General features: G+C 70.1%; 10 protein-coding genes. 8 read left to right on the forward strand and 2 right to left on the reverse strand.

Features of this window, described 5'->3' with window-relative positions:
• Window positions 1-37 precede the first annotated feature (37 nt).
• Window positions 38-1,777: a lytic transglycosylase domain-containing protein gene (locus AB0N14_RS24030; RefSeq protein ID WP_366027758.1), complete on the reverse strand. Its 1,740-nt coding sequence runs from the start codon at window positions 1,775-1,777 to the stop codon at window positions 38-40.
• Window positions 1,778-2,050: 273 nt separating this feature from the next.
• Here AB0N14_RS24030 and AB0N14_RS24035 point away from each other — a divergent pair, with 273 nt between their 5' ends.
• Both AB0N14_RS24035 and AB0N14_RS24040 read left to right on the forward strand, forming a co-directional pair.
• The gene (locus AB0N14_RS24035; RefSeq protein WP_366027759.1) at window positions 2,051-2,905 is read left to right on the forward strand and encodes a DUF4184 family protein; all 855 of its coding nucleotides are present in this window, start codon (window positions 2,051-2,053) and stop codon (window positions 2,903-2,905) included.
• Window positions 2,906-3,227: 322 nt separating this feature from the next.
• Complete coding sequence (locus AB0N14_RS24040; protein WP_366027760.1) at window positions 3,228-3,533, forward strand: hypothetical protein; 306 nt, start codon at window positions 3,228-3,230, stop codon at window positions 3,531-3,533.
• Between the two features lie 36 nt (window positions 3,534-3,569).
• Here the strand turns inward: AB0N14_RS24040 and polA are convergent, their stop codons facing one another.
• Window positions 3,570-6,296 (reverse strand): DNA polymerase I, encoded by a 2,727-nt coding sequence (gene polA, locus AB0N14_RS24045; RefSeq protein ID WP_366027761.1) that lies wholly within the window; start codon window positions 6,294-6,296, stop codon window positions 3,570-3,572.
• Between the two features lie 301 nt (window positions 6,297-6,597).
• On the opposite strand from polA, the gene AB0N14_RS24050 reads away from it, so the two are divergent.
• From AB0N14_RS24050 to AB0N14_RS24075, 6 genes are all read left to right on the forward strand, one after another.
• Window positions 6,598-8,877, forward strand: a complete 2,280-nt coding sequence (locus AB0N14_RS24050) for an FdhF/YdeP family oxidoreductase (protein ID WP_366027762.1) — start codon at window positions 6,598-6,600, stop codon at window positions 8,875-8,877.
• A gap of 54 nt (window positions 8,878-8,931) precedes the next feature.
• Complete coding sequence (locus tag AB0N14_RS24055; RefSeq protein ID WP_366027763.1) at window positions 8,932-9,420, forward strand: hotdog fold thioesterase; 489 nt, start codon at window positions 8,932-8,934, stop codon at window positions 9,418-9,420.
• A 63-nt stretch (window positions 9,421-9,483) separates the two neighbouring features.
• Complete coding sequence (locus AB0N14_RS24060) at window positions 9,484-9,900, forward strand: hypothetical protein (RefSeq protein WP_366027764.1); 417 nt, start codon at window positions 9,484-9,486, stop codon at window positions 9,898-9,900.
• Window positions 9,897-10,505 (forward strand): Tat pathway signal sequence domain protein, encoded by a 609-nt coding sequence (locus tag AB0N14_RS24065; protein WP_366027781.1) that lies wholly within the window; start codon window positions 9,897-9,899, stop codon window positions 10,503-10,505. Before AB0N14_RS24060 ends, AB0N14_RS24065 begins: the two co-directional genes overlap by 4 nt.
• 287 nt (window positions 10,506-10,792) lie before the next feature.
• Window positions 10,793-12,019, forward strand: coding sequence for a branched-chain amino acid ABC transporter substrate-binding protein (locus AB0N14_RS24070; protein ID WP_366027765.1), 1,227 nt, complete (start codon window positions 10,793-10,795; stop codon window positions 12,017-12,019).
• Between the two features lie 114 nt (window positions 12,020-12,133).
• Window positions 12,134-13,066, forward strand: a complete 933-nt coding sequence (locus tag AB0N14_RS24075) for a branched-chain amino acid ABC transporter permease (RefSeq protein ID WP_366027766.1) — start codon at window positions 12,134-12,136, stop codon at window positions 13,064-13,066.
• Window positions 13,067-13,068 lie beyond the last annotated feature (2 nt).

The raw sequence follows: 13,068 nt of genomic DNA on the forward strand, positions 1-13,068 counted from the left end.
ATGGAGGGGCGCCGCCGTCGTACGTTCCCGGAAGGCCTTACGAACTCGGGCTGGGGCTGGGGCTGGGGCTCGGGCTCGGGCTCGGGCTGGGGGACGAGTCGGCCGCCGCGACCTTCAGCTCGACCGTCAGGGTGGCCCCGCCCGCGGTGGTGATGCGGAGCAGGAATGTGCCGGTCGTGTCGTCGGCGTACAGCTTCGGCAGCTTCAGCAGGCCGTCGGCATCGGTCTTGAGGCCTGTGAGGGTGCGTACGGTCTTGCCGCTCGCGTCCTTGAAGTAGGGGCCCTTGTCGTTCTCGGTCGGGTCGTCGGCCGACTTGACGAGGGTCGCCGTGGCCGCGACACCGTCCGCGACGGCGCCCTTGTACGTGGCCTTCACCTCGACCTGGTCCGCGAACTCACCGCCCGGCGTGCAGGTCAGCTCGGTGTCGCTGGTACGGACGAGGGTGTCGGCCTGGCGTTCGGCGACGGTGGCCGAGTAGTCGAGGCCGGTGATCGTGCGGCCGACAACCAGGGCGCGGACCGTGAAACCGCCGGTCTTCTGGCCGGCGACGAGCGCGGGAGCGGTGGCCTTGCCCGAGCTGTCGGTGACGACGGTCGCGACGGTCTCCCCGCCGGTGAAGGTGGTGTCCGTGTCACCCATGATCGCGAACCGCACGCGGACCTTCGGCACGGCCTTGCCGGCCTTCGTGACGGCCTTCACCACGACCTTCCGGTCGAAGGTGTCGCCCGTCTTCGCGGAGAGCTGCCCGGTGCCGCTGTCGGCCAGGTGGTCCACCGTGTCGGTGGGGGTGGGGGCGGGCGGCGTCGGGGTGGTGGGCTTGCTCGGCGGTGGCGGGGTGGGGGTGGGGCTGGTGGTGCCGCCGTCGGGCTTGGAGGTGCTGGGCCTGCTCGTCTTCCTCGGCTTCGGGTCGGGGCTCGCACCGGAGTTCCGGTCGCTGCGGTGCGAGGGCAGGGTGCCGGTGCCGTCCGGGATCGAGTGGGTGCCCTTGCGGTAGTACTCGTACCAGGACAGAACGGTGTTCAGGTAGTCCTGCGAGTTGTTGTAGCTGAGTATCGCGGCGTTCATGTCGGCCTGCACCGACAGGTCACGGTCCGCGCGGCACAGGTAGTGCGCGGTGGCCAGAGCGGCGTCGTAGACGTTGTTGGGGTCCTTGACGCCGTCGCCGTTGCCGTCGCGACCCGCCCACGCCCAGGTGGACGGGATGAACTGCATGGGCCCGACCGCACGGTCGTAGGTGCTGTCGCCGTCGTATGCGCCGTTGTCGGTGTCCTTGATGCTGGCGAAGCCGTTGCCGTTCAGGACCGGGCCGAGGATCTTCGTGTACGTGGTGCCGTCCGCGTCGACCCGGCCGCCCTCGGCCTGGCCGGACTCCACCTGGCCGATGGCGGCGAGGAGTTGCCACGGCAGATTGCAGCCAGGCTTGGAGGTCTGGAGTTCCGCCGCGGCCTTCTGGTAGGCGTCGAGGACGGTGGCGGGTATGCCGCCCTGCCCTGTGCCGGAAGGGCCCGTGGTGGGCGTGGCGCTGGGGGCGGGCGACTCGGTGGGGCTGTTGAGCGGGGGCAGGTCGGTGTAGTAGCCGCCGTTGCCGGTGGCGGTGTCATCGCCACTCACGTTGCCGGTCGTCTCGGGCGTCGACTGCGCGCCGGTGGCCTGTCTGCCCTGGTCGTCGGTGGTGACCCCCGGAGCCTGGGATGCCGCCAGAGCCGCGACCGCGGCCGCGGCCACAGCTGTGGTTGCCGCCCCCTTGCGCAGCCTCCTGCCGAAACGCGCCGCCATTGAGTGAACCCCTCCCGTCGACGACCTGGTGTGTGCTGCTCTGTTGTGTCCGTGTGTTCGACCACGCACCCGTGCGGGGCGACCAGGTGACCCTACGACAACTTGCGACGCGGCGACACCGGTTGGTGCCCGGTTTTCACCAGTTGGTCATGTCCGCTTGGGGTGGACACAGAAGGAGGGTGGGTCGCCTCACCTTTCTCATGCGTCCCTCATACTGGACGTTCGTGATCGCCGGGTGGTTGTGCTCGGTCAACATCTGCGGCGGGAGGCGTCGTGCCGTTCACCCTCAGCCATGCCGCGGCCGTCCTGCCGGCCGTGCGCGGGGACGGGTCCGGACGCGGGCGGCTGGTACCCGCCGTTCTTGTCGCGGGATCGTTCGCGCCCGACATGACCTACTTCGCGGCGAGCGTGGTGTCCGGGGGGATGGAGTTCGGTACGGTCACGCACTCCTTCACAGGGGTGTTCACCGTCGATGTGCTCATCGCGTGGGCGCTGGTGGGGTTGTGGCTGGTTCTGCGGGAGCCGTTGGTGGCGCTGCTGCCGCCGGCGGCGCAGGGGCGGGTGGCGGCGCTGGCGCACTGCGGTACACCGCCGCGCAAGGTCTCGTTCGCACTCGTGGCCCGGTGGTACGTCTCCGCGGTGCTGGGTGCGCTGACGCATGTGGTGTGGGACGCGTTCACACACATCGGCCGGTGGGGGGTACGGCTGTTGCCCTGGCTGACGCGGCCGATCGCGGGTACGCCGCGGTACACGTATCTGCAGTACGGGAGTTCGGCCGTGGCGGCCGTAGTGATCGCCGTGTTCGTGGCGGTCGCGCTGCGGCGGGCGTCCGCCGGTTCGTCGGCGGTGTCGGCGCTGCCGGTGCTGTCGTGGGCGGACCGGTGGCTTGCGGCGGCGGTGATCGGCGGGTGCGCGGCGGCGGGGGCGGTCCAGCGGGCGTCACGGTGGTGGGCCTACTGGGGAACCCACGCGAAACCGTGGGAGGTGATCCCGCCGACGTGCTTCGGCGCGGGCGCGGGCCTCGCGGTGGGAATGGCGCTGTATGTGACGGGCGTCAGGGCCCTGCGGCGCACGACCAGGGACCGCCGGCGCGCGGACCGGGAACCGGCCCGATCGGCGTCTCGCTGATCTTCTAGGGTGACCCGGGTGGCCTGCGCGGACAGGGCTGCCGCGAGTTGACGACTGCTTTGCCCTCAGCCTGCGCCCCCACGGATCCGAGCCGGGCCGCCGGGTCACCGGCGCCGGGGGAGCCCCAGGCGGGCGGGGCCGGTGGGCCGCCTCGGCGGTGGCCGCCCGACCCGGCCCGGCTCCGCGGTGGCCGACCGGCCCCGGTCAAGGTCACCCGCCGCTCCCCCCGGAGACCGGGGCGACTCCGCCGACGCCCCGAGGCCGATCCCCCCGGCCCGTCGCGGACTAGTCCCCAAGGCCCTACCAGCTCCTACGCACCGCCATGAGCGACGCGACCAGCACGCAAGCGGGCATCGACCCCGACCGGGCCAGCTTCAGCGTCGCCTGGCAAGCCGCCCGCGACCAGCTCGTCCTGGCCGCAGACGTCATCACCGACACCGTCATCGATCTCGTCGGCACCATCGGCCGACACGTCCTGGCCGGCCTGCTGCCCCAGCGGCGGCTACGAGTCAGCCCCCGCATCGTCAAACGCGCCATCTCCAAGTACCAGGCCCGAGGCCCCCGCATCGACCGCACCAGCTACAAGGCCACTACCAGCATCGAAATCCTCGCGCTCCCAGGCCCTTGACGACGTGCACCAGCCGCAAACTTCACGGCCTTGCGACTAGTGCGCCGCCGACTCCCAGTCCGTCCCGTAGCCCACCGAGACGTCCAGTGGCGCCCGCAGCCGTACCGCTGCTGCCATCTCCCGGCGGACCAACTCCTCCGTCTGCTGCCGTTCGCCCGGGGCGATCTCCAGCACGATTTCGTCGTGGACCTGGAGGAGCATCCGGGACTTCAGGTCCGCCTCACGCAGCGCCCGGTCCACGTTCAGCATCGCGATCTTGACGATGTCCGCCGCCGTGCCCTGGATCGGGGCGTTCAGCGCCATCCGTTCGGCCATCTCCCGGCGCTGGCGGTTGTCGCTGTTCAGGTCGGGCAGATAGCGCCGACGGCCGAAGAGCGTCTCGGTGTAGCCCGTCGCCCTCGCTTCGTCCACCACACGGCGCAGATAGTCCCGCACCCCGCCGAACCGCTCGAAGTACGTGTCCATCAGCGCCCGTGCCTCCGCCGCCTCGATGTTCAGCTGCTGGGACAGGCCGAACGCCGACAGCCCGTACGCCAGGCCGTACGACATCGCCTTGATCTTGCGCCGCATCTCCGCGTCGACCGCGTCACGGCCGACCCCGAAGACCTGGGAGGCGACCGTGGTGTGCAGGTCCTCCCCGGAGGTGAACGCCTCGATCAGGCCCTCGTCCTCGGACAGGTGGGCCATCACGCGCAGCTCGATCTGGCTGTAGTCCGCGGTCATCAGGGATTCGAAGCCCTCACCGACCACGAAGCCCCGGCGGATCGCCCTGCCCTCGTCCGTGCGCACCGGGATGTTCTGCAGGTTCGGGTCCGTCGACGACAGGCGGCCCGTCGCGGCGACCGTCTGGTTGAACGTGGTGTGGATGCGGCCGTCCGTCGCGATCGTCTTGATCAGGCCCTCGACCGTCACCCGCAGCTTCGCCTGCTCCCGGTGGCGCAACATGATCACCGGCAGTTCGTTGTCCGTCTGGGTCGCCAGCCACGCGAGTGCGTCCGCGTCCGTCGTGTAGCCCGTCTTCGTCTTCTTCGTCTTCGGCAGGCCCAGCTCGCCGAAGAGGACCTCCTGGAGCTGCTTGGGCGAGCCCAGGTTGAACTCGTGCCCCGCCGCCGCGTACGCCTCCTTCACCGCCTGCTGGACGGCCCCCGCGAACATCTGCTCCATGGTCTCCAGATGCGCACGGTCCGCGGCGATGCCGTGCCGCTCCATCCGGGCCAGCAGCGCGGAGGTGGGCAGCTCCATGTCGCGCAGCAGATCCGCCGCACCGACCTCCCGCAGCTTCTCCTCGAACGCCTGGCCGAGGTCCAGGATCGCCCGGGCCTGGATCATCAGCGCCTCGGCCTCGGCGCCCTCGTCCGTGCCGAAGGCCAGCTGTCCGTCCGCCGTGGCCGCGGGCGCCAGCTCACGGCCCAGGTACTCCAGTGAGAGCGCGTCCAGCGCGAAGGAACGACGGCCCGGCTTGACCAGGTACGCGGCGAGCGCCGTGTCCATGGTCACGCCCTGAAGGGACCAGCCGTGCTCGGGAAGGACGCGCATCGCGCCCTTGGCGTTGTGCAGGACCTTCGGCCTGGCCGGGTCGGCGAGCCACTCCGCGAACGCCCTCTCGTCGGCCTCGTCCAGCTCCGCCGGATCGAACCAGGCCGCCGCGCCGTCGGCCGCGGCGAGCGCGATCTCGGCCACCGCGCCCGTGCCCAGCGCCCACGAGTCGACCGTGGCGACACCCAGGACCTGCGTGCCGTGCTCGGTGAGCCACGGCTTCAGCTCGCCCACGCCCAGGACCGCCCCGTCCAGCTCGACGCCGTCCGCCACGACCGGGTGCGCTTCGGCATCCTCGGCGCCCGGGTCGACGGCGAAGAGCCGCTCCCGCAGCGACGGGTTCCTGATCTCCAGGGTGTCCAGAACCATGGCGACGGCCTTGCGGTCGTACGCGGCACGCCTGAGGTCGGCGACCGCCTTCGGCAGCTCCACCTGCCGCTCCAGCTCGGTCAGCCGGCGGTTCAGCTTCACCGACTCCAGGTGGTCGCGCAGGTTCTGCCCGGCCTTGCCCTTGACCTCGTCGACGCGCTCGACCAGCTCCGCGAACGAGCCGAACTGGTTGATCCACTTCGCCGCCGTCTTCTCACCCACGCCCGGGATGCCCGGCAGGTTGTCCGACGGGTCGCCGCGCAGGGCGGCGAAGTCCGGGTACTGCGCCGGCGTCAGCCCGTACTTCTCGAACACCTTCTCCGGGGTGAACCGGGTCAGCTCCGAGACACCCTTGGTCGGGTACAGCACCGTCGTGTGCTCGCTGACCAGCTGGAAGGAGTCGCGGTCGCCGGTGACGATCAGCACCTCGAAGCCCTCTGCCTCGGCCTGGGTGGCGAGCGTGGCGATCACGTCGTCCGCCTCGTACCCCTCGACCGCGAAGCGGGCTGCGTGCATGGCGTCCAGCAGCTCGCAGATCAGCTCCACCTGGCCCTTGAACTCGTCCGGGGCCTTCGAACGGTTCGCCTTGTACTCGGTGAACTCCTCCGAGCGCCACGTCTTGCGGGAGACGTCGAACGCCACCGCGAAGTGCGTGGGCGACTCGTCGCGCAGCGTGTTGGCCAGCATCGACGCGAAACCGTAGATCGCGTTCGTCGGCTGGCCGGTCGCGGTGGTGAAGTTCTCCGCGGGCAGCGCGAAGAACGCGCGGTAGGCCAGGGAGTGCCCGTCCATGAGCATCAGCCGGGGACGGTCGCCGCCGGTGGTCTTGTCGGTCTGCTTCGATGCTGTCTCTGCCACGCCCCCGATCCTGCCACGCCCCACTGACACTCGGCCCCGGCCGCCCGGGCCCGCGGCCGATGAGCGGCCGGGGAACCCGGGCGGGACCCGTGGGTTAGGGAGCTACGGCTATGGGGTGCGGTGCGACCGGGGGCACGGTGTCCTGGTCGCTCACCCCCGCTCGCACACGGTCCCCGGCTCGCGCGCCGTCGTCCGCAGCCGTTGCCGCCGCCGTCCCCGAACCCGCGCATCCGCGATGTCGGTGGCGCGTGCGAGGATGCGGAGACACAGGTCACAGGTGTACGCGAAGGGGAGGGCCGCGATGGCCAGTAAGCCGCCCATGGGCGATCCGGTTCAGGACGCGCCGCAGGTCGCCGAGCCCAAGCACGCCGCGGCGGGGCTGCCGGCGATCGGGCACACCCTGCGCATCGCCCAGCAGCAGATGGGCGTGCGCCGCACCGCGCTGACGCTCCTGCGCGTCAACCAGAAGGACGGCTTCGACTGCCCTGGCTGCGCCTGGCCCGAGCCGGACCACCGGCACAAGGCGGAGTTCTGTGAGAACGGCGCGAAGGCGGTGGCCGAAGAGGCCACCCTGCGCCGGGTCACCCCCGAGTTCTTCGCCGCGCACCCGGTGACCGACCTCGCCGGCCGCAGCGGCTACTGGCTGGGCCAGCAGGGGCGGCTGACGCACCCCATGTACCTGCCGGAGGGCGCGGACCACTACGAGCCGGTCACCTGGGAGCGCGCCTTCGACATCATCGCCGAGGAGATCGCCGCTCTCGACTCCCCCGACCAGGCCGTCTTCTACACCTCCGGCCGCACCAGCAACGAGGCCGCGTTCCTCTACCAGCTGTTCGCCCGCGAGCTGGGCACCAACAACCTGCCCGACTGCTCGAACATGTGCCACGAGTCGTCCGGCTCGGCGCTCTCCGAGACGATCGGCATAGGCAAGGGCAGCGTCCTGCTCGAGGACCTCTACAAGGCGGACCTGATCATCGTCGCCGGGCAGAACCCCGGCACGAACCATCCGCGCATGCTCTCCGCCCTGGAGAAGGCCAAGGCGAACGGCGCGCGCATCATCAGCGTCAACCCTCTGCCCGAGTCGGGCCTGGAGCGGTTCAAGAACCCCCAGACACCCAAGGGCCTCACCGCGGGCGCCGCGCTCACCGACCTGTTCCTGCAGATCCGCATCGGTGGCGACCAGGCCCTCTTCCGCCTCCTGAACAAGCTGATCCTCGACACGGAGGGCGCGGTCGACGAGGAGTTCGTCCGGGACCACACCCACGGCTTCGAGGAGTTCGCGGAGGCCGCCCGCGCCGCCGACTGGGACGAGACGCTCACGGCGACCGGACTCACGCGCGAGGAGATCGAGAAGGCCCTGGGGATGGTCCTCGCCTCGCAGCGCACCATCGTCTGCTGGGCGATGGGCCTGACCCAGCACAAGCACTCGGTTCCCACCATCCGCGAGGTGGTCAACTTCCTGCTGCTGCGCGGCAACATCGGCCGCCCCGGCGCGGGCGTGTGCCCGGTGCGCGGTCACTCGAACGTGCAGGGCGACCGCACGATGGGCATCTTCGAACGGCCCGCGCCCGCCTTCCTGGACGCCCTGGAGAAGGAGTTCGGGTTCGCGCCGCCGCGCGAGCACGGCTACGACGTCGTCCGCGCCATCCGCGCCCTGCGGGACGGCGAGGCCAAGGTCTTCTTCGCGATGGGCGGCAACTTCGTGTCCGCCTCCCCCGACACCGAGGTGACGGAAGCCGCCATGCGGCGCGCGCGCCTGACCGTGCACGTGTCGACGAAGCTGAACCGCTCGCACGCGGTCACCGGCGCGCGCGCCCTGATCCTGCCCACCCTCGGCCGTACCGAGCGCGACCTTCAGGGCAGCGGCGAGCAGTTCGTCACCGTCGAGGACTCCATGGGCATGGTGCACGCCTCCCGCGGCCGTCTGGAGCCCGCGAGCCCGCACCTGCTCTCCGAGCCGGCCATCGTGTGCCGCCTCGCCCGCCGGGTGCTCGGCGACGGCAGCAAGGTGCAGTGGGAGGAGTTCGAGAAGGACTACGCGACCATCCGCGACCGCATCGCGCGCGTGATCCCCGGCTTCGAGGACTTCAACGCGCGCGTGGCCCGCCCGGGCGGATTCGCGCTCCCCCACGCCCCCCGCGACGAGCGCCGCTTCCCCACCGCCACCGGCAAGGCCAACTTCACGGCGGCCCCCGTGGAGCACCCGAGGCTGCCCGAGGGCCGGCTCCTGCTGCAGACCCTGCGCTCCCACGACCAGTACAACACCACGATCTACGGCCTCGACGACCGCTACCGGGGGATCAGGAACGGCCGCCGCGTCGTCCTGGTCCACCCCGAGGACGCCCGGGCGCTGGGCGTGGCGGACGGCTCGTACGTGGACCTGGTCAGCGAGTGGAAGGACGGCGTCGAGCGGCGCGCCCCCGGCTTCCGCGTCGTGCACTATCCCACCGCGCGGGGCTGCGCGGCCGCCTACTACCCGGAGACCAACGTGCTGGTCCCGCTGGACGCCACCGCCGATACGAGCAACACCCCCGCGAGCAAGTCCGTGGTGGTCCGCCTGGAACAATCGGCGACCGACTGAGCGTTTGCTCAGCCACAGTCGAGTGACCGATCACCACGAACGGAGCCGTGCCCCATGGGCGAGCAGCACACCGTGAAGTTCCCCCAGGAAGTCGTCGACGAGTACGCCGCGCTCGGCGTCGACCTGCCCGCCCTCTTCTCCGCCGGGCACCTCGGCACGCGGATGGGCGTCCAGATCGTCGAGGCGTCCGCAGAGCGCGTCGTCGGCACCATGCCGGTGGAGGGCAACACCCAGCCGTACGGACTGCTCCACGGCGGCGCCTCCGCCGTCCTCGCCGAGACCCTCGGCTCGGTCGGCGCCATGCTGCACGGCGGCAGCTCCAAGATCGCCGTCGGTGTCGACCTGAACTGCACCCACCACCGCGGGGTGCGTTCGGGCCTGGTCACCGGCGTGGCCACCCCCGTCCACCGGGGGCGCTCCACGGCGACGTACGAAATCGTCATCAGCGACGAGAACGGCAAGCGCGTGTGCACCGCCCGCCTCACCTGCCTGCTGCGAGACGTGCAGCCCGGCGACGAGACGCACCTGCGCACGGCGGACTGAGCCGCGAAAGCCCATCCCCGCACCGCCGTTGCCCCCGGACTCCCGGCGGCTTAGCGTCATGGCATGAGAACGGGAGGAGTCCCCCGGCCGGGGCTGACGGCGTGCGAAGTGTGGCTCGGACTGGCGCCGCTGACGAGCGCGGTGGCCACCGGCTGCCGCACCTCCGGCCAGAGCGACGCCACGAGCCGGGCCGCCTCCCCCTCGACGTCACCACGGGCCACGCCGGACGAGGAGTTGTGCACGCGGGTCGTCGCCCACTGGTCGCGCAAGGTGCTGGACACCCACACCTACGGGGACCACCAGTCGATGGGGCTCTCCAACGGTCAGTACGAGATCCTCCGGACGGTCGTGGACGCCGCGCGAGCCGAGAAGAGGCTTCAAATCCCCGAAGCCGCCAGCAAGCTGATCGGCCGTCAGGCCCGCGAGGGGTGTGCCGCCTGGTATCGCACCGGCGGCCCGAGCAAGGGCCCGTGGAGTTGAGCGGCGTGGGCCCCCTCGAGCCGGGCGAGGGCACACACGCGGGGGACGTGGATACGGACGACGTGCCCGGTGTCCGCCGTGGGCCTCTGGCCCGGCTGTCCGACCGGCACCGCCGTGCGGTCCTCACGGCCGCGACAGCCGCCGTCCTCCTCGCGGGCGGCGGCTATGTCTATGCGACCAGACCCCACAAGCCACCGGCGCCGGCCCCGCCGTACCCCTCCCAGGTGGTCGACATCACCTACCTGCACACCGAGGCCGCACCCCGGGGAGCACCCGCCGGGAGCTTCAGTTTCGAGGTCGCACTGCGCGTGCAGTCCGGCCCAGCGGTCACCGTGACACGGATAGCCCAGCCCTACGCAGGCCTGTCACTGACCTCCGAGCCCGCCGTCCCTTTCCGGACAGCGGCAGGATCCAGGCGCAAGATCACTATCACCATGCGCGTGACGGATTGCGGGAAAGCACCGGAGAACGCCGGACTCCCTTTCCTGGACGTAACTCTGCGTAATAAGCGCGTAATAGAGGCTCACAGTTACATACCTGGGTCACGGTATGCGCACGACCTCTCAGAAGCCCTGCAAGTCGCCTGCAGCAACCGTTCCACGTAATCACCAAAACCGCCGAGACGCCTGAACACACCCCGGCACGTCCTGCGAGTTCTCACTATGCGGACCGGGCGAATCAGTCCGAATTCCGCTCTTCCACCCACCCAGTACCGCTCTCCATTACCCGGTGTCATAACAAGAGCGTCACAGCCTCGTTCAACCTCTCCTTTACCTCCCCCACACCCGCTTAGAGTCACGGCCAGTCACCGCGCGGTCTGAATGTCAGTTCGGCCCAGCGCTCGACTCGGCCGCTTCCAGGGGGGAGGGCCGTGCCAGGGAAAGGACTGATCGTGCGTCAACGTTCGCTCATCGCCATCACCGCCGCGCTGGCGGCGGGAGCACTCACCCTCACCGCCTGCGGCTCGCGCGACAGCGGCGACAAGGGCTCGTCCGGCGGCGGCACCACCGTCACCATCGGAGTCGACGCCCCGCTGACCGGCGACCTGTCCGCCATGGGCCTGGGTATCAAGAACTCGGCCGACCTCGCTGCCAAGAACGCCAACAAGCAGAACTACGTCAAGGGCATCACCTTCAAGATCGAAGCCCTCGACGACCAGAAGCAGCCGTCCCAGGGTCAGCAGAACGCCACCAAGCTCGTCGCCGACAGCAACGTCCTCGGCGTCGTCGGCCCGCTGAACTCCTCCGTCGCCGAGTCGATGCAGAAGGTCTTCGACGACGCCAAGCTCGTCGAGGTCTCCCCGGCCAACACCGGCCCGGCCCTCACCCAGGGCGCGGACTGGCAGACCAAGAAGGTGCGCCCCTACAAGTCGTACTTCCGCACCGCGACCACGGACGCCATCCAGGGCCCGTTCGCCGCCCAGTACGTCTACAACGACGCCAAGAAGAAGAAGGTCTTCGTCATCGACGACAAGAAGACCTACGGCGCGGGCCTCGCCGGCACCTTCACCGAGGAGTTCAAGAAGCTCGGCGGCACGGTGGTCGGCACCGAGCACATCAACCCCGACACCACGGACTTCTCCGCGGTCGCCACCAAGGTCAAGAACTCGGGTGCGGACGTCGTCTACTACGGCGGCGAGTACCCGCAGGCAGGCCCGCTCAGCAAGCAGATCAAGGCCGCCGGTGCCAAGATCCCGCTCGTCGGCGGCGACGGCATCAACGACGCCACCTACGGCAAGCTGGCCGGTCCCGAGAGCACCGGCGACCTCGCCACCTCGGTCGGCGCCCCCGTCGAGTCCCTCCCCTCCGCCAAGCAGTTCGTCTCCGACTACAAGGCCGCCGGCTACAAGGACGCGTACTCCGCCTACGGCGGCTACTCCTACGACTCCGCCTGGGCGATCATCGAGGCCGTGAAGAAGGTCGTCGAGGACAACGGCGGCAAGCTCCCCTCCGACGCCCGCGCCAAGGTCACCGCCGCCATGCAGAACGTCTCCTTCGACGGTGTGACCGGCAAGGTCTCCTTCGACGAGTTCGGTGACGCCACCAACAAGCAGCTCACCGTGTACGCCGTCAAGAACGGTGCCTTCACGGCCGTCAAGTCCGGTACCTTCACCGGCTGACCACGCCCGCACCATCCTCACGAGCCGCGCGGGGCGCTGTTCCACTGGCGCCCCGCGCGGACTCGCATCCGGCCACATCCGTCGAACTTTTCCGAACGTCTCGGAGGACATGCGGTGAACGAACTGCCGCAGCAGCTGGTCAACGGCCTGCTACTGGGATCCATGTACGGGCTGGTCGCCATCGGCTACACGATGGTCTATGGCATCGTCCAGCTCATCAACTTCGCCCACGGCGAGATCTTCATGACCGGGGCGTTCGGCGCCCTCACGGTCTATGCGTACATCCTGCCCGACGGCACCTCCATGTGGGTCGCCCTGCCACTGATGCTCATCGGCGCCGTCCTGGTCGCCGTCCTCGTGGCCGTGGGAGCGGAGCGGTTCGCCTACCGGCCTCTGCGCAACGCCCCCCGCCTGGCCCCTCTCATCACGGCCATCGGCCTCTCCCTCGCCCTCCAGCAGGCCGTCTGGGCCTGGTACCCCGAGGCCAAATCCGCCCGCACCTTCCCGCAGATCAACGGGGGCCCCTTCCACCTCGGCAGTGTCACCATCCAGACCGGTGACGTCTTCCTCATCGTCGCGGCCCTCATCAGCATGGCCGTCCTCGCCTACTTCGTCATGAGGACCCGCACCGGACGCGGCATGCAGGCCACCGCCCAGGACCCCGACACCGCCAAGCTCATGGGTGTCGACACCGACCGCATCATCGTGGTCGCCTTCGCCCTCGGCGCCGCCTTCGCCGCCATCGGCGGCGTCGCCTACGGCCTCAAGTACGGCCAGATCGACTTCCGCATGGGCTTCATCCTCGGCCTCAAGGCCTTCACCGCGGCCGTCCTCGGTGGCATCGGCAACATCTACGGAGCCATGATCGGCGGCGTCGTCCTCGGTGTCGCCGAGACCCTGGCCACCGCCTACATCGCCGACCTCCCCGGTATGGAGAAGTTCGGCAGCCAGTCCTGGGCAGACGTCTGGGCGTTCGTACTCCTCATTCTCGTGCTGCTGTTCAGGCCACAGGGCCTGCTCGGCGAGCGCGTCGCGGACAGGGCGTGACA

Source organism: Streptomyces sp. NPDC051104 (assembly GCF_040682835.1).
Classification (GTDB): Bacteria; Actinomycetota; Actinomycetes; order Streptomycetales; family Streptomycetaceae; genus Streptomyces; species Streptomyces cynarae.